The 16,476-nt window shown below is 41.9% G+C and carries 17 protein-coding genes; 7 read left to right on the top strand and 10 right to left on the bottom strand.

Annotated features, from left to right (window positions below):
• Position 1: 1 nt before the first annotated feature.
• Positions 2-271: a hypothetical protein gene (locus DP73_RS00885; RefSeq protein ID WP_034596755.1), complete on the top strand. Its 270-nt coding sequence runs from the start codon at positions 2-4 to the stop codon at positions 269-271.
• 253 nt (positions 272-524) lie between these two features.
• Here DP73_RS00885 and DP73_RS00880 read toward each other — a convergent pair whose 3' ends face one another.
• Positions 525-1,649, bottom strand: a complete 1,125-nt coding sequence (locus DP73_RS00880) for an ATP-binding protein (RefSeq protein ID WP_034596753.1) — start codon at positions 1,647-1,649, stop codon at positions 525-527.
• An 11-nt stretch (positions 1,650-1,660) separates the two neighbouring features.
• The gene (locus DP73_RS00875) at positions 1,661-3,016 is read right to left on the bottom strand and encodes a sigma-54 dependent transcriptional regulator (RefSeq protein WP_034596751.1); all 1,356 of its coding nucleotides are present in this window, start codon (positions 3,014-3,016) and stop codon (positions 1,661-1,663) included.
• An 814-nt stretch (positions 3,017-3,830) separates the two neighbouring features.
• On the opposite strand from DP73_RS00875, the gene DP73_RS00870 reads away from it, so the two are divergent.
• The 6 genes from DP73_RS00870 (at position 3,831) to DP73_RS00845 (ending at position 9,763) form a co-directional block, all read left to right on the top strand.
• Positions 3,831-4,415, top strand: a complete 585-nt coding sequence (locus DP73_RS00870) for a DUF2318 domain-containing protein (protein ID WP_034596750.1) — start codon at positions 3,831-3,833, stop codon at positions 4,413-4,415.
• 93 nt (positions 4,416-4,508) lie between these two features.
• On the top strand, positions 4,509-5,183 hold the full coding sequence (locus DP73_RS00865) for an ABC transporter ATP-binding protein (RefSeq protein WP_034596748.1): 675 nt from the start codon (positions 4,509-4,511) through the stop codon (positions 5,181-5,183).
• 20 nt (positions 5,184-5,203) lie between these two features.
• On the top strand, positions 5,204-6,367 hold the full coding sequence (locus tag DP73_RS00860; RefSeq protein ID WP_034596746.1) for an FtsX-like permease family protein: 1,164 nt from the start codon (positions 5,204-5,206) through the stop codon (positions 6,365-6,367).
• A gap of 121 nt (positions 6,368-6,488) precedes the next feature.
• Positions 6,489-7,625 (top strand): FtsX-like permease family protein, encoded by a 1,137-nt coding sequence (locus DP73_RS00855; RefSeq protein ID WP_034596744.1) that lies wholly within the window; start codon positions 6,489-6,491, stop codon positions 7,623-7,625.
• Between the two features lie 58 nt (positions 7,626-7,683).
• Positions 7,684-8,376 carry a response regulator transcription factor gene (locus DP73_RS00850; protein ID WP_034596742.1) on the top strand — a complete coding sequence of 231 codons (693 nt, stop codon included), beginning with the start codon at positions 7,684-7,686 and terminating at the stop codon, positions 8,374-8,376.
• A 1-nt stretch (position 8,377) separates the two neighbouring features.
• Positions 8,378-9,763 (top strand): ATP-binding protein, encoded by a 1,386-nt coding sequence (locus DP73_RS00845; protein ID WP_034596740.1) that lies wholly within the window; start codon positions 8,378-8,380, stop codon positions 9,761-9,763.
• Between the two features lie 46 nt (positions 9,764-9,809).
• Here the strand turns inward: DP73_RS00845 and DP73_RS00840 are convergent, their stop codons facing one another.
• The 8 genes from DP73_RS00840 to DP73_RS00805 all read right to left on the bottom strand — a co-directional run bounded on the left by DP73_RS00840 (position 9,810) and on the right by DP73_RS00805 (position 16,264).
• Positions 9,810-10,094, bottom strand: coding sequence for an SHOCT domain-containing protein (locus DP73_RS00840; RefSeq protein WP_014901588.1), 285 nt, complete (start codon positions 10,092-10,094; stop codon positions 9,810-9,812).
• 71 nt (positions 10,095-10,165) lie between these two features.
• Positions 10,166-10,390, bottom strand: coding sequence for an SHOCT domain-containing protein (locus DP73_RS00835; RefSeq protein WP_081962894.1), 225 nt, complete (start codon positions 10,388-10,390; stop codon positions 10,166-10,168).
• A 15-nt stretch (positions 10,391-10,405) separates the two neighbouring features.
• A complete protein-coding gene (locus DP73_RS00830; RefSeq protein ID WP_034596739.1) occupies positions 10,406-10,822 on the bottom strand; it encodes a hypothetical protein in 417 nt (138 codons plus the stop codon).
• Between the two features lie 239 nt (positions 10,823-11,061).
• A complete protein-coding gene (locus DP73_RS00825; protein ID WP_034596737.1) occupies positions 11,062-11,367 on the bottom strand; it encodes a ferredoxin family protein in 306 nt (101 codons plus the stop codon).
• Between the two features lie 17 nt (positions 11,368-11,384).
• The gene (locus tag DP73_RS00820) at positions 11,385-13,145 is read right to left on the bottom strand and encodes an adenylyl-sulfate reductase subunit alpha (protein WP_034596735.1); all 1,761 of its coding nucleotides are present in this window, start codon (positions 13,143-13,145) and stop codon (positions 11,385-11,387) included.
• Positions 13,146-13,166: 21 nt separating this feature from the next.
• A complete protein-coding gene (locus DP73_RS00815; protein ID WP_034596734.1) occupies positions 13,167-14,660 on the bottom strand; it encodes an SLC13 family permease in 1,494 nt (497 codons plus the stop codon).
• Positions 14,661-14,901: 241 nt separating this feature from the next.
• Positions 14,902-15,558: a Crp/Fnr family transcriptional regulator gene (locus DP73_RS00810; RefSeq protein WP_034596732.1), complete on the bottom strand. Its 657-nt coding sequence runs from the start codon at positions 15,556-15,558 to the stop codon at positions 14,902-14,904.
• A gap of 121 nt (positions 15,559-15,679) precedes the next feature.
• The gene (locus DP73_RS00805; RefSeq protein ID WP_034596730.1) at positions 15,680-16,264 is read right to left on the bottom strand and encodes an RsbRD N-terminal domain-containing protein; all 585 of its coding nucleotides are present in this window, start codon (positions 16,262-16,264) and stop codon (positions 15,680-15,682) included.
• Between the last annotated feature and the right edge of the window lie 212 nt (positions 16,265-16,476).

Genomic DNA, 16,476 nt, shown 5'->3' with positions numbered 1-16,476 from the left:
CATGGGACAACTACCTGTGAAATTTAGAGTAGTAGATATGATCTTCCATAACGAAGGTCTCTCAAATCGAGAAATTACAAAAATGTTAAAAAAAGAGTACCCGCTTGATAGAAATGTTAATGATAAAAGTATCGACGATTATCTGCTTTCCCTAAAAGCCGTCGGCCTTATCGCCCTGACAAACGTCACCTCAGATGGCCATGGCCAGCTAAATCAATGTTATAAAATCACAGATTACGGTTCAAGCCGCATGAAATACATCAGCAAATAAACTGGTTCAGCAAAGCTTAACATCGAGACTTCGGTGACGAAAGCCTCCGGTGGATGGTTTCGCCGAGCCGCCTGTAACCCTAAAGGACTACTTTGCGGCGAAGGAGGACTCTCCTCCCACCGAAGCCACATAAGGAACACCCACTTCTAACCGACTTCTATAAGTGGGTTCTTGAAATTGATAAACGGGCTTACGAGGAAACGATTCTTATAGTACAAAAAGCGTACTATAAGGATCGTTTTTATCTATATATTTAAATCAAAGGCAACAGTATCTCAACCCGCGCTCCCCGTTCATTATTATTGGAAATAGTCACTTTTCCTCCATGTTGGTCCAGAATACGGTGTACAACAGACAACCCTAATCCCGTTCCCTTATCCTTTGTTGTAAAAAAGGGATCATAGACATAAGGCATAACCTCCTGGGTAATACCCGGTCCCCGATCACTAACGGCAAAACCTACATATCCTTCTTCCTCAACGACCTGCAAATGAATCACCCCGCCTATTCCCTGAGCTTCAATAGCATTCAGTAAGATGTTTAAAATCACTTGCTTGATCTGATCCGGATCCACCTCGACCTCCTTCTGATCCAGCTCACTACGCACTCGTTCCAACTTAATGAAGCTTTGCTGTAAAGCAGGTTGGATCAAGCATACCCCTTCCTCTAAAAGTTCCCCTAACGCAATTTTCTCTCTTACCGGTTCTTTGGGGCGGGCAAAGGACAAGAACTCGCTTAATAAGCGATTCAGTCTTTCACATTCTTCTAAAAGTATTCGACAATACTCCGAAACCACTCCATCGCCGCACTTTTCTTGGGCAAGCATTTGGATACTTACTTTCATTATCCCTAATGGATTACGAATTTCATGAGCTAAGCCGGCACTCATATGTCCCAGTGCTGTTACTCGTTCAGTCTGCCGGATCTCACCTTCTAATCGTTCACGTTCCTGCCCTTCTCGCTTTAACTTTTCCACCAATTCTTTTTGAACCATTAAGGCGAGCTGATATTTACGCTTCGCTATTCGTTCTTCTTCTGTTAGAAAGCCTGTTAACCAACCAATGACGTTAATTAAACCCACTTCTACCCATTGGGTATATTTAGCTGCCGGAGTTAGACTACTCTGCATATGAGTCATCAGAGGTATGAAAAGCAAGGTTATAATGAAGCTGGAAATAATTCCTCCAGCCGGCCCAAAGCGCATAGCCGCGTAAATAACCGGAAGATAGTAGGCAAATTGCAAGAGTATATGATAATCCACTTCATAATGATAGTTCGTATAATGAATAGTAGTTAGGATTACTATTACAAGCCCAATAATAATGAGGTCAAAGAGAGCTCGAGAACGATTATGTTCTGGAGCATCATGGTTTTGCATAGAATTCCCCCCTAAATCCCCCAATGAGGATCTATTCCGTATTTTTCTAAGCGGTATAGAAAAGCGTGCCTAGAAAGGCCTAACCGCTTGGCAGCCTGACTTTGGTTCCCCCCCGTTTGTTCCATCGCCTGCTGGAGAAAAGATTTTTCTAATTCTTCTAGCGAAACCCCCTGGGGAGGCAAAACAAAGAGATCAGGTTCCTTTACTTTCTGTGAGTTGTTAAAAATGGGCAACCCCTCATCTTCGATTACCTGTCCTTGGGAAATAATCACCATTCGTTCCACCACGTTTTCTAATTCGCGGACATTTCCCGGCCAGTCATACTTCATGAGCTGCTTAAGAGCTCCAGGGCTAAAAGCTTTTGCTTGCCCGTATGTCCTTAGTTTCTTTAAAAAGTGGTTCACTAGCAAAGGAATGTCTTCCCGACGTTCCTTTAAGGGCGGAATAAAAATCGGAAAGACACTGAGTCGATAGTAGAGGTCTTCTCGAAAACGTCCTTCTTGAGACTCTTTCAGTAAATCGCGATTCGTTGCAGCAATAATCCGCACGTCAACCTTGATTGTCTTCTCTCCACCGACTCGCTCGAAAGTACGTTCTTGCAGAACCCTTAAGAGTTTTGCTTGGACATTAAAGGACAGTTCCCCAATCTCGTCAAGAAAAAGTGTCCCTCCATCGGCTAATTCAAAACGTCCGGTCTTGCGAGTGTGGGCTCCTGTAAAAGCTCCCTTTTCATGTCCAAACAGCTCACTTTCTAGCAGAGTTTCAGTTAAAGCGGCACAGTTCACTCGGATAAAAGGTCCATTAACACGAGGACTTAAGGTATGTATAGCGTGGGCAACCAATTCCTTACCGGTTCCTGACTCCCCCTGAATAAGTACCGTAGCTGGTGTAAGGGCCACTCGCTCTACCAAGTGTTTAACCCCATTCATTGTTTCACTAATTCCCACAAGCTGCCATCCCCCGCTACTAGCTTCTTCTTTTAAATAATTTACCTGTTCACGTAAACTTTCTACTTCAAAAGCTTTCGCAACGGTTATGAGTAACTCATCAATATCAAAAGGTTTCAGCAAATAGTCATGAGCTCCGGCCTTCATAGCTCCAACCGCTGTTGCAGTACTTCCATGGGCAGTCATCATGATAATCATTAAATCTGGGTAATGCTCCTTCAAGGTCTTTAGCACGGTTAACCCATCCATTTTGGGCATCTTTAAGTCTAACAGAACTAGATTTGGCCGCTCTGCAATGGACCTATCTACAGCAAGTTGCCCGTCCTCAACAACTTCCACCTCATAGCCTTCCCTACTTAAAGCCCTTTTCAACACCCAACGCATATTCGCTTCATCATCTGCGATTAGAATCCTTCGCATTTAATTCTCCTCAATTGTGGGATTTCCAACATCACAGTGTGGGAAATGCCACAGTTTTTTTTGAATTCCCGTCTTTCACGAACAACTGGTCTTAACCCCTTAACAACGGCCATTGACAAATATATTACATATCTAATATTTGCTCAATGTCCCTTAGCTATTTATAGCCAATTATACGAGGATTTCACTGTTTGTCATTCGAGAACAAGCTTCTTAATATTACCATTTGAAATTCTAATCCAAAAATCTCAACATTGGTCTGCCAACTTGGCACACCTTTTGCATATATCCTAAATCAAATCTACTTTATAGGAGTGTGCTACATGACTAAGAACTTTAAATTCTCACTTATATTATTGACATCACAGTTGCTAAGGATGAAGAGTTCGAAGTGAGTGTACAAACTTCCCCTGAGAAACCCGCCCCGAACAAACCTGTCACTATTATGATTTCCGTAAAAAGTCAATCTACCCAAGAACCTATTCTGGATGCCTCATTGCCAAAAAGAACTATGGAACTAAGAAAGCTCTATCTGTCGCATTGCCCTATTTAGTTATCATCTTGATCTTCGGTGTGCTGAACTTTCTAACCTTCGTGGTTAGAATGGATATGAGAATGTAATGCCCGTGTACAGCGTTTAGATTGCAGACTGATATCCAAAAGCCAAGATTTTCATCTTTATAAAGTTTAAGGAGAACCTTATAATAGTTAATGCTTCTTTAACTAAATCAAAATGGTTACTCAGGTGGAGAACACTCCACCTGACAGATTCTTTTACATTCACAAAACTAAAACATACTAAGGAGGACTAGAGATGAATAACAATCTTACGGAAAAAAACCAAAAATTTATTCAGCCTCAGAAGAACAATACCTTGCTGTACACTATTGTAGGTATCTTAACTATTGTTATCATGATAGGAACCTATTTCTTTGTGGCGAACAGCAATAAACCTAATCCTTCAGTTACTGCATCTGCAGATATTGGACAAACAATAAGTTACAGCCCTAGCGAAAAACTTGAGCAGACGAAAGTAGAAAACAAAATCGAAAACGGAAAGGCCATTGTTACCACACTCAGTACAGTGAAGGAAAAGAAATTTATTTGGACAGAGTATAAAGAAGACGGAAAAAGGATTCCCTTAACAGCCTTTGTCCAACCCGACGGAAAAGTGATGGTAGCAGTCAGCTTTTGCGAACCCTGTAGAGGCGAAACATTCCACATCATAGGAAATCAAATAGTTTGCAATGTCTGTGGGACTACCTGGGATCTTCAGACACTTAAGGGGTTAAGCGGTGGTTGTCAAGACTATCCCCCTGAAGCACTAACTTACTCTTTAAATGGCGACAATATTGAAATCCCTCAAGCAGTACTCGATGCTTGGGAACCCAGGGTTTAAAAAGTCTTTCTTAACGCACTCGTTTTACGGGTGCGTTCACTCTAACCGGGGGCCATATAACTTTACATGATGCAACTTAGGAGGAAACGCTAAATGTCTTTAATTAAAGTGTGTGAGGTTAACAAATCCTATGGGGTTGGAGACAAAATCGTCGAAGCCTTAAGCAATATCAATCTGGAGATTAACCAAGGTGAATTTTTAGCATTGATGGGCCCTTCAGGTTCCGGTAAAAGTACTTTATTAAGTATTATAGGAGGGTTGACCCCCCCTACCTCCGGCACACTCCAGATCGATGATATTGATGTCTATGCCTTAGACTCGGAACGATTAGCAGATTTCCGTCATGAATACGTAGGATTTGTTTTTCAGCAATATCAATTGATTCCTTACCTGACTGCCTTAGAGAATGTAATGCTCCCCCTGGCCATAACCTCCCGCCCCGGAAAAGAACAACGTGAGATGGCCTTAACTGTTTTAGATAAAGTTGGTCTCCGCTCCAAATCCCTTCGCCTCCCCAACCAATTATCCGGCGGAGAACAAAACCGAGTGGCCATCGCTCGAGCCATTGTCAACCGTCCGGCAATTATTTTTGCCGATGAACCCACAGGAAGTTTGGACTCAAAAACAGCAAAAGAACTCTTAGAATTGTTCCAAACCCTTAACAAGGATGGTCTAACCATCATTATGGTAACCCATAATGAAGAAAACCTAGCCTGGGTCAACCGTGCTATTTATATCCGTGATGGAGTTTTGGCTCAAATCCCGTAAAGCATTATGGAGGACTTAAAATGCGTCTTACAAACATAGCGTTACAAAATATTCGCCGCCGTAAAACACGCTCAGCACTATTAATGCTAAGCGTCATTATTGGAGTGGCTTCGATAATCTTTCTCTATACAACGACCCAAGCCATGAAAGAAGATATCGCCAACAAGCTTGATCAGTTTGGTTCAAATATCCTCATTCTCCCTGAAACAGGTCAATCATTAACCTTTGGCGGCATTACTGTGGAAGCTCCCTCACAAATCAAAGAATTGGATATGTCCTACATCTCCCTTATGCAAACCATTAAAAACAAAGAAACCCTGGCAACCATTGCCCCAAAACTTTTGGTAACTACTAACCTCAAGGGTCGAGATATCTTGTTGTTAGGTGTAGATTTCCCTCAGGAATTGCGGCTGAAGAAATGGTGGCAAGTAGATGGTCTGGAGAAAAAGCAAATTCCAAACTCAGGCGAGGTATTATTAGGGAGGGATCTGGCCCTTTCTCTCGGGCTTTCCTCTAATCAAACTATAACAATTCTGGGGCAATCCTTTAAAATAGCCGGTGTTATCCAGCCCACAGGTTCTATCGAGAATGATCAAGCAGTATTTATGGATTTAGCAGTACTGCAAAAATTAGCTGACCGCCCTAATTTGATTAGTCTCATTGAAGCAGCTGCCTTATGTTATACCTGCCCTATCGAAGAGGTTACTCAACAGTTAAGTGATAAACTCCCCGGCACTAAGGTCACTGCTCTAATGTCCAGCTTAGAGTCTCGAGATGATACCTTTAAAAGGTTTAACATCTTTGCCCAGAGTGTTGCTGTGATTATCGTCCTAGCCAGCAGTTTAGTTATTACTATGACAATGAAGGCTTCTGTCGAAGAACGAACCAAAGAAATCGGCATCTTTCGGGCAATTGGCTTTAGGAGACGTCATATCATAAAAATTATCCTGACCGAGGCAGGCTCTTTGAGCTTTCTGGGCGGATTAATAGGTTATAGTCTTGGCATGAGCATGGCCGTAAATTTTGGTGCAGAGCTCATGAAATCTCAAGTCCCTATTTCCTGGCAATCAGATTTACTGCTCTATACCCTTTGTTCTTCACTGCTAATTGGTCTGCTCGCTAGCCTTTACCCCGCTTGGACCGCCGCCAAGCTTGACCCAACTGAATCATTGCGCTATCTGTAAGCGTGTAAAGGGGACGGTCCTTTTAACGTGTAAAGGGGACGGTCCTTTTAACACACTTCAGTAATATTTCTCATTCAAACTACACTCTTAATTCGATAAACTTTCAATTTCGGAGGAAACCATGACTTTAACAGATATTGCAATCCAAAATTTACGCCGTCGGAAAGGAAAAACTCTTTTCTTACTGCTTACGTTTATTTTAGTAGTGGCCATTTCTGTTACATTGAATTCACTAGCTAAGAACATGCAAGCGGATTTACAAAAAAGCCTAACTCAATATGGAGCCAACGTCGTTATAACTCCCAAGTCTGAACAATTTACCCTTAGCTACGGAGGGCTCTCAGTTCCCGGAGTTAATTACGAGGTTAAGCATTTAAGCGCCGAAGCCTTAACCCAATTAAAAAGTTATCCTGACCTAATGTTAAACAGCATTGCCCCCAAAATTATTGGCTCAGCCTCCAGCGCTGACAATCGCTATCTAATTATTGGTGTTGATTTTCCCAGTGAAGTGAAAATGAAACCCTGGTGGCATATTGAGGGCCGATTTCCCCTTGAGCAAGAGGTTCTTATCGGCTATGGTCTGGCCAAGCAAGAAAACTTAGTTATTGGAGATACTCTGGAACTCAATCGTCGGATCTATCCCATTGTGGGGATCATGCAGTCAACAGGCGGCTCAGAAGACAATGGAGTATTCACCGATTTCAGTACCGCTCGATGGATTACCGGAATCGATTCTTGGTCTATGATCGAACTCAATACTGCTCAACCGGCTAATACTGCAGCTCTCCTAAGTAAAGTTCTACCAGACGCTAAGGTTTCAGAAATCTCTCAGTTAGTCCAAGGAACCCAAGAAAATATTGATCGGTTTACAAGTTTTTCCTTGCTTAGTTCTCTCATATTAGGGCTTATCGCTATTTTGATTATATTCGTTACTACTACTGGTAATATCAACGACCGTATTACTGAAATTGGTATCTTTCGAGCTATCGGTTTTCGGCGTCAACATATCTTTGCCATTTTTATTCGTGAAATACTTTTGATAAGTCTTGCCGGAGGAATTATTGGATATCTTCTCGGAATCTTGACCTCTGCTTTGATTGCCCCCATGGTTTTACAAAAATCTATGAGTTTTGCCTTCCATCCTTTCATTGCTTTGACCGCAATCGGCGCTTCTGTCATAATAGGAATAGTTTCAATTCTTTTCCCAGCTTGGCTGGCCATTAATATAGACCCTGTAGAAGCGTTATCTTCGATTTAAAAGTTATCTTAGCGATAAATCTATCTAACCCAATTTCGCATAAAGGAGTCAGTCGATAATGAGGATTTTACTAGTTGATGATGAGAAAAAAATAACAACTGTGCTCAAAGCCTACCTCCAACAAGAAGGTTACCAAGTAAGCACTGCTATTAATGGCCTTGTCGCACTGACGATGTTTAAAGAAAACCCTTTTGACTTGCTCATTCTGGATTTAATGCTGCCCGGCATGTCCGGAACAGAAATTTGCCGGGAAATTCGAAAAATATCTTCCGTACCAATCATTATGCTCACAGCAAAAGTTGAAGAAGAAGACCGTATCCAAGGACTAAGTATGGGGGCAGATGATTATATTACGAAACCTTTTAGCCCTCGGGAAGTGGTGGCCCGTGTGCGAGCTGTATTACGCCGTTCCAGTAATGAAACCGCTCCTCTGGCCGACATAATTTCTTATGACAATGGCCTAACCATTAATAACCTACAGTATGAGGTTAGGTTGGATGATCAAGAAATCTCTTTAACTCCTACTGAATTTAAAATTCTGGGTGCCTTAGCCAAGCATCCCGGCCGGGTATTATCTCGAGGGCAGTTGGTCGAAATTGTTCAAGGGCATGACTTTGGGGGGGATGACCGGGTCATCGATGCCCATATTAAGAAAATTCGTCAAAAGATTGAAACCACTCCGAGTAACCCGCAAATAGTTCTCACAGTATATGGCATCGGCTATAAATTCAATCCGAATGCGAGGGAATAAAATGCGTACCAAATTGTTTCTTTCCACTCTCATCGTTGCGCTTATTACCTTAGCATTCAGCATTATTTCAGTAAATTATGTCTTTAAACAAGAGTTTAGCGATTACTTAACACAGTTAAATGAAGCCGCCTTAGAACAATTGCCCACTCGCCTAAGCGAACTGTATCAAGCTAAAGGCTTATGGGACTCAACGGCTCTGGCCGAATTAAGTCATTCTCTCCCGACAGGTGCCATTGTTACTCTGACTGATCCCAATGGCAAATTAATTGCTACCTTAAACAACCCCATGGAAACTATGATGCACGGCCAAAGGGGAATGGGCATGGGAATGAATATGTCCACCTCTTCCACTATGCAATGGAAAACAAAGACCCTAACAGTGTCCGGACCTTTGGGGACATTAGCAACTGCTGAGGTACGCTACCCCGCAACAGCCCAAATTCTCAATCCTCAAGATGTCCAATTCCAATCCGCAGTCTTTCGTTCATTGCTTTTCGCTGGAGGATTAGCTCTGCTCTTTGGCATTCTCCTTAGTTACTTTACAAGTCGTCAACTCGTCGCTCCCCTCAAACGATTAATTAAAGCCGCAGACCGCATTGGCCATGGTTACCTAAGTGAACGAGTTTCAGTCAGCTCCCGGGACGAGGTAGGACAACTGGCTAAAGCATTTAATTCAATGGCCGATAATTTAGATCGTCAAGAGACCCTGCGCAAGCAATTTACAGCAGATATTGCTCATGAATTGCGAACTCCCTTAACCTCAATTAAAAGTTATATCGAAGCCTTTCAAGATGGAGTCCTGCTCCCTGATCAGGAAAACTTATGTTCTATTCAGGAGGAAATTAACCGGCTTGTTGACTTGTCAAGTGATCTTAAAGATTTAAATGTTGCTGAGATAGGTGGAATACATCTCAATCTGAAATCTGTAGATCTAAATCACCTTATTCAGAAAATAATTCATGGCCTTTATCCCCTTATCCTGGAAAAGGAATTAGCTCTGAATTGGCTGCCTCCAAATGAAAGCCTAGGGATATTAGGTGATGAGCGCCTTCTTACCAGGCTCTTCTACAATATAATTCACAATGCCTACAGATATTCAGACCCGGGTGGACAAATAGACCTTACTCTTACTCAGACTTTAGACTCTGTAGAAATCAAAATAAGCAATACAGGTATGGGGATTTCGGAAGAAGATCTTCCCTTAATCTTCGAGCGCTTTTATCGCGGGGATAAATCCAGAACCCGGGAAACAGGTGGGACGGGTATCGGGCTGGCGTTGGTTCGGCAGATCACTCAACTTCATCAAGGAACGATAACCGTTCAGAGCAAACTCGGATGTTCAACGGAATTCATCATTAAACTTCCTAAAAGGCTAACAGTAGCTTAGGAATAATTCCCAGCCACTGTTATTTGACTCATTTCCTTTTCAAATTTTATTTAGCCTCTAAATCACGTTTTCTACTTTGAAACTCTTCAGAATCAATCTCCCCACGAGCATATCGTTCGCGAAGGATGTCTATCGCTGTAGGCTTCCCAATTGCAAGGTTATACCCCTGTAAGGCATTGCGACGACGAAACAGATAGATTCCTAGGATAATTATCCCAACCCAAAAGATAAAGTGCAATCCCATACCGGCCATTCCCATCATTCCATAGCCCCCGCTTCCGTAACCACCATGTCCCCAGCCACCCATCATATTACCCCAACCACCCATCATATTAATTCCTCCTTTAGACTATTTTAAAAACTAGTTTAAATATTCCCTTTGAGCATAAATACAAACATTATTTATCCTTTTTTAATGGATATGGGCTGTTTTTGTATATAGAGCTCTTGTTTCCTTTCAAGGTAATCCTCTCGTTGGATTTCCCCCCGGGCATATCTTTCATTTAAGATTTCCAGCGAAGTATTCGAACCAAATTGATGGTCAATGCAGCTTGAACCTCCGGAATTCGCTGAACTACCCCAACAATACAAGATAACTATTAAAAGAATGAAACCGATCATCATCATTTAAGTTCACCCCCTTTAATTAGTTCCTCTCCCATTCATCATCGAACCATAAGAGCCTCCCATTGCCCTTTGGCTATTCATCATGTTTCCTCCATAATTGTTCATAATCTCATTCATTCTATCTAGATTCTCCCCCATATGAGCTCTAACTGTTGGATCTGAATTCATAAGTTCTTGCATTTTCTCAATATCTCCAGTTTGCATTGCACTCTGCATGCCCTCTGAATTATGAAGATTTTGCATTTCCGGGGAATTCATCAGCGTTTGGTGTTGTTCAGATGAAAAAGTTCTCTGCATATATCCATGCATTTTTCCAAACCACGATATTTCCGATTGGTTAGCTGTTTCAGCTAAGGCCGGCAAAGTTAAGAGCCCTAAAGCTAAGGTTGTTGTTCCTAGTATTGCTGTAATTCTTGTACTGATTCTTTTCATGGAAAATTCCTCCTCAATCAATTCTGATTTGTGTTGCTCCCGTTTGTTTTGCTGTTCTTCTATGTCCTTAGTCTAACTCTCTGATACGATTTACTCATGAAAAAGTTGTGAATTTCTCATGAATAAGGGAACCCGATTAATATTTTAAAAAAAAATCCTTGGAATGCCGATTTTTTGGCCTCCAAGGATCTATTAAGTCATGCTCGATATTTGTTATATTTGACTCGTTCTGTTATGGGTTATTTATTGTGGGTTTTTACCAAAAATTTATCGACCTTTCCATTAATATTGATGCAAGTCCACTCAATTTCCTTTTCCCTAACCTTAGGAATAAGCCTAGCTGGGTAGTACCCTAATTGATAGGGGATCCGCGTTTCAAGTGCTTCGAATCGGCAGGCTTTTATACAGGCCATGCAGTCCCAGCAATCCCTTTTTGCCCGACAAAAGGCCTTCTTTTCCTCATTTAGTTCCATTAAATCCCCCGGACAGATCTCTTCACATTTTCCGCACCCTTGACATTTGTCTTGATAAACTACTGGCGGCATCTTTTCACCCTCCTATCTTAAGCTTTTAAACGATCACCCGAGATAATTTGTTCATAGGGTCGAGTAAACATTTCCACTTCTTTGGTTTCAGGATTATAACGAGAGTTTACAAAGCAATCATATTTTTGATCATTCTTTTCCGGAAAATCTGCTCGGGACTGCCAACCTGGCCATCTGGTCTCTTCACGGAACATTAGGTGGTGTACCAAAACCTGGGCTACGTCTAATCTGTCAATAACTTCATGAGCATCCATCAGCTCATGAAGATCAGAGGCAATCAGATATTTGACCTGATCCTTCAAAATCTTGAGATTGCGCAGAGCATATTCCAAACCTTCCTTATTCATTCTAAAAAACTGATGCACGCCTCCAGCATATTCATCCATCAGGCGCTGTAGTCTCTCTTCCATTTCTCGAGGCTTAACTCCATCCCCCACGGAAATATGCCGAAAACCGGGAGCAAAAATTCTCTCCTTCTCTATAAGAATTTGTTCCTCGTTCATGATCCCCTGTTCGATACCGGATACATATTCAACGGCAGCTCGGGCGGATAAGATTCCCTCAGCAGCACAGCCACCCACAAATTTGTTGGGTGTTCCACCTGCCACATCACCACAGGCATACAATCCGGGCAAAGTTGTCGCTCTTTTTACATCGACCCAGTATCCGCTGGCTGTGTGTCCACCCACAATATAGGGGTCAGACCCATAAATTTCGATGGGTTCCTTATTTAAATCTTGAGCTCGGCTGGCCAGGAATAAGACATAACTGGGACGCTCGTTTAGATAATCGTATTTCATATCATGGATTTGTTCTGGAGTCATGTGGGTGGTATCTACATAGCAGGGACCACGACCTTCGCGCCACTCATCCATCGGCAGGTTAGCCCGAATATAACGGGGAGCTGCATCCCCGCCCAGATGGGCATACCGGGTTTTCAGTATTTGCTCACCCTTGCAATTAATCATAGGGGTTTTATATCCCACTGAGATAGTATCGATAGGGCCATTAAAATCTTTAGTACGAGTGGCGCACCAGCGCATCTCAAAGGTGGTCATTTCGGCACCCTGACGAATACCAATGGCAAAACCAGTACCTACGTTAAAGGGAGCATACCAGAGCTGATGGTGACTGTCGTTGCCGTCGTTTTGATACGGCTTATACAAACCTGCCGCACCACCTGTTGCTATAATGGTTGCCTTGGCTCGTATGATATACACTTTACCGTCCCTTACCCCAAAACCAATAGCACCGATTACTTTATTGCCCTCCATTAGGTAATTGGTCGCTACCACTCTGTTAATAATTTCGCAACCCGTTTCACGGGTTTTTTCGGCTAAAATAACTTTCATCTCAGAACCACTGATCGTGATATCCCATTTACCTCTAGTCTTGTATTCATCCCCATCTGCTTCATACTTAATGGGCATACCCCACTCTTCCCATTCTTCGATGGGCTTGTTTAAAACCTCTGCCATGGAAATCGTCAAATCTTCCCGGAGCAGACCGCCCGCCTGAGAACGGCTCCAACGCACAAAATCTTCAATGGTACGGTCCTTTTTAATGTAGGTATTAATCGCATCCATACCACCAGCTAGGCAACCACTGCGATCAATGTGGGCTTTCTCCATTAAAGTAACTTGCAAATCAGGGTTGAGGCGCTTAGCCTCGATAGCAGCGAAACAACCGGCATTTCCAGCTCCGATAATCAGAATATCGGTATCAATGCGAACCTCTTCAATTCTCTCTAGGGAACTGGGCATTTTTGCTCTTGACATCATATTTTCCTCCTTTAAAAGTTATGGAGTGGGCACCCAGATAGGGTAACCAGTGAAGGCATACCAGGGCACCATGATAAAGACCATATAGAGAATTACCATTAATGTTAAGGGTGCACCAACTTTAACGAATTCACCAAAGGTAAATTCCTCAGTTCCATAGGCGATGAGACAGGCAGTTACCGATATAGGCAATACAAACGCGTAACTATCTACATTCAATACCATCATAGTAAAGGCTACCGTGTTCAGCTCAAGCATAGGAGCCATAGCTGCAACAATGGGCGCCAGCAGAGTTACAGCTGCAACATTGCTTACAATACCCAAGCGGCTGATTTGTACTACTACACAGATAAAGATGCTAACCCCAATCCAACCCCAAGCTGGTGCTAAACCAACCAAGTGAGAAGCAATCCATTTGTCTACACCTGTTTTTTCAAAAGCGGATACCAAGGACAGGGAACCGCAGAGCAACAACCAAGTACCAAAGATCGTGTTAGATTGCACCTTTTTCCAGGAAAAGTCAGTAAGCCCCGGAATGAATAGTACCATCACGGCTATCAGAGCAACCAAGGCCATTTGGTAACCGTGTATTTGTTCAGTTGCCCATAAAGAGATTGCAATTCCAAAGGTGACCAAAACAATCCACTCTGTACTAGTCATTTTACCCATGGCTTCTTTTTGACGACTGATTTCTGTGATACCCCCGGGGACTTCAATATTTTTAGTTTTCATAATCCAATTGACCCAGTAATACATGATTACCAAAATGCCAAGTAAGGGCCAATTCATCCAACCCCAGGTTCCCCAATTGATCACGTCTTTTTCCATTGCCTGATTGATAGTTTGAGCTACAATAACATTGGACATATGGCTATGCATGAGAATAGTACCGCTTGCCAATGAAGCGAAGCCGATACCCACCATCGTAAATACCTTTCTTGCTCTGGCCCCTTCGCCAGTTTTTTCAAACAAGCTGTTTAAACCTTGAATAATCGGCAGGAAGAGTGCTCCTCTGGCATTCGTGGCCGGAACCAGTACTGCAGTAACTAAATGAGCTCCAATTATACCTTTTAGAACACTCCCAACCGTAGGTTTAACCCTTGAAACTATACTGAGGGCAATCCTCTTGTCTAAGCCAGTGGTCTGCATAACAGCAGCTAAAATAAAACAACCAAGAATCAGGAACGTAACATTACTGGTAAAGCCACTAAAGGCATCTGGGAGTTTCTTAGCTGCACCAGTTAACGATAATAAGACCGGAATCATCAGTCCTGAAACTGCTAAGGGCAATCCATCACTCAACCAGATGATTGTGGCCCAGCCCATCACAGCCAAGGCTGCCCGGCCCCCTACTGTAAGACTCTCAGAAGTAGGAATGAATAGTAGAATTGCGGCAAACACTAACCAAGAAATAATAAAACCCAGTAAGGCATTCTTACTTTTGCCCGTTTTATTCGAAATCACCTTAGTACCTGAATTCTGTGTTTTGGGCTGTAAAACATGATCCGACATTGGTACCCCCCATTTCTTCATATAGTTAAATAGACAATCGCTCTTTGAACAGGTTAAGTCACCCCTCCGTCCTACTCTTTTGTATGTGAAGATTTTAACAACACAAATTGATTGTTAAAACCAGACTGAAGACATTTTTATGTCATTTTAACGACAGAGAAATACAGCCGACAAAATAAAGGTCGTTCGAGTGACCTTTATTTTGTCGGCTGGATTACATTCTTTCTAATGAGCTATTTTACTATTCTTGAATCCAGGTTTTTAGCTTGTTGGTATTTACACCAACTATCTCTCTACCTTCATATTGGATGCTTCCATCTTCCTTAAACAAGTTGAGCAGGGAGGAAATTGTTTGTCGTGCTGAACCTATCACACAGGCCAGTTCTTCTTGAGTAACCCGCAAGCGCACATGAATGATACCATCTGCCCCTTTATCCCCAGAACGTTCAGCCATAGCTAACAAAAAGATCGCCAGCCTCCCTTGGATGGGGTTCATGATAAAATCATAAATAGTATTTTGAGCTTCCCTCAACCTATCACTCATCAATCTGACTATTTTCTCAGAAAATATTGGCATCTCGGCCATCATCTTTTTAAAACCATCTTTCCATATAATCAGAATAGAGACATTGTCCATAGCTTCGGCACTATATTCTCTCTCATTGATATTGCTAAGTACTTCAGCCAGACCAATGAAGTCCCCGGGATAACGAAGTGCCACAGACACCTGACGGCCGTCTGAGGTGGTGCGATATATTTTTACTAAACCAGATTTAATATAATAAACTTCGTTGGCTTTTTGGCTGGTGGAAAAAATTATCTGCCCTTTGGGATATTTGATTTCTGAAGCTATTTGATTTAAATACTTCAGTTCTTCTTCGGCTATCTCAAACATCATCTTCCCCCTCTTACATAAACAATTAATATGGAAAAAGCCGGTATATTACCGACTTTAAATCTCTTACCCATTATATCATTTTTGACCGCCAGCAAATAAAGTTCTTTCTTATTTGTGGCTATTACTCTTTTGTCTTCTCGGAACCATTATTTGGGTTGATAGGGGGACTATCTCTATGTCCGAATTCTTCCATTGGGAGCTCAGACATTAAATTTGCCTTCTTAAGCAGAGTAAATGTCATCCTTTTTAGTTCATCTGTCCTAAGTTCGTAAAGCTGTTCTCTGCATTTTACATAGATATTGAAAGCATTAAGAGCAAGCTCATCAATTTCTGATTCAAACTTCATGAGCTCACCATATATTTGATGTTTTTTAATATCCTGTTCTAGTTCTTTACGAACCACTCCTTTAAGAGAAAAAACAAAGCTCAATGCTTTCGCTGGGGTGAAATCTTGGATCGCCCTAACTCTTATTATATCATCAATGAAGGGCAGCTCCTCCTCGAATCCCTCTCCGGCAATTAATGCTTCTAGGATTTTGTCCATTCCCTCAGTAAACGTATGCCCAACCGGATTTCTAAACCTATCTTTCTGATCCTTCAAAAAGCCCGAGGTATCTGTAGGATATGTCGCCATGATTGCATCAAACCACTTCTGCAAGATAGCAGATTTCTTTTCTTCAACGAGGTCTTTTATCATCATATCCATTTATTTAATCTCCTTATTTAAAAGAACGTGTTTCTTTTTCCGATGCCTCTTCAAACCTTTTTAATATCGATCTAGCTAAGGCCTAATATAGTATTTGCGGATCTAATTTAATTATGTAATCATATTTGCCAAACGGAGATTTGCTAATATATAAGAACCCTTTGAAGTATAAAAAAATACATGCAACAAACACTAATCAATATCAATCAAAA

Origin of the sequence: Desulfosporosinus sp. HMP52 (assembly GCF_000765145.1) — a bacterium.
In the GTDB taxonomy this organism is placed as follows: domain Bacteria; phylum Bacillota; class Desulfitobacteriia; order Desulfitobacteriales; family Desulfitobacteriaceae; genus Desulfosporosinus.
This window is presented reverse-complemented; position numbering and strand designations above follow the sequence as displayed.

Bases quoted from the DNA above. Each gene is read 5' to 3' on its own strand.
- DP73_RS00885 (WP_034596755.1), top strand. From the start codon at position 2: ATGGGACAACTACCTGTGAAATTTAGAGTAGTAGATATGATCTTCCAT.
- DP73_RS00880 (WP_034596753.1), bottom strand. From the start codon at position 1,649: ATGCAAAACCATGATGCTCCAGAACATAATCGTTCTCGAGCTCTCTTT.
- DP73_RS00875 (WP_034596751.1), bottom strand. From the start codon at position 3,016: ATGCGAAGGATTCTAATCGCAGATGATGAAGCGAATATGCGTTGGGTG.
- DP73_RS00870 (WP_034596750.1), top strand. From the start codon at position 3,831: ATGAATAACAATCTTACGGAAAAAAACCAAAAATTTATTCAGCCTCAG.
- DP73_RS00865 (WP_034596748.1), top strand. From the start codon at position 4,509: ATGTCTTTAATTAAAGTGTGTGAGGTTAACAAATCCTATGGGGTTGGA.
- DP73_RS00860 (WP_034596746.1), top strand. From the start codon at position 5,204: ATGCGTCTTACAAACATAGCGTTACAAAATATTCGCCGCCGTAAAACA.
- DP73_RS00855 (WP_034596744.1), top strand. From the start codon at position 6,489: ATGACTTTAACAGATATTGCAATCCAAAATTTACGCCGTCGGAAAGGA.
- DP73_RS00850 (WP_034596742.1), top strand. From the start codon at position 7,684: ATGAGGATTTTACTAGTTGATGATGAGAAAAAAATAACAACTGTGCTC.
- DP73_RS00845 (WP_034596740.1), top strand. From the start codon at position 8,378: ATGCGTACCAAATTGTTTCTTTCCACTCTCATCGTTGCGCTTATTACC.
- DP73_RS00840 (WP_014901588.1), bottom strand. From the start codon at position 10,094: ATGATGGGTGGTTGGGGTAATATGATGGGTGGCTGGGGACATGGTGGT.
- DP73_RS00835 (WP_081962894.1), bottom strand. From the start codon at position 10,390: ATGATGATGATCGGTTTCATTCTTTTAATAGTTATCTTGTATTGTTGG.
- DP73_RS00830 (WP_034596739.1), bottom strand. From the start codon at position 10,822: ATGAAAAGAATCAGTACAAGAATTACAGCAATACTAGGAACAACAACC.
- DP73_RS00825 (WP_034596737.1), bottom strand. From the start codon at position 11,367: ATGCCGCCAGTAGTTTATCAAGACAAATGTCAAGGGTGCGGAAAATGT.
- DP73_RS00820 (WP_034596735.1), bottom strand. From the start codon at position 13,145: ATGTCAAGAGCAAAAATGCCCAGTTCCCTAGAGAGAATTGAAGAGGTT.
- DP73_RS00815 (WP_034596734.1), bottom strand. From the start codon at position 14,660: ATGTCGGATCATGTTTTACAGCCCAAAACACAGAATTCAGGTACTAAG.
- DP73_RS00810 (WP_034596732.1), bottom strand. From the start codon at position 15,558: ATGATGTTTGAGATAGCCGAAGAAGAACTGAAGTATTTAAATCAAATA.
- DP73_RS00805 (WP_034596730.1), bottom strand. From the start codon at position 16,264: ATGGATATGATGATAAAAGACCTCGTTGAAGAAAAGAAATCTGCTATC.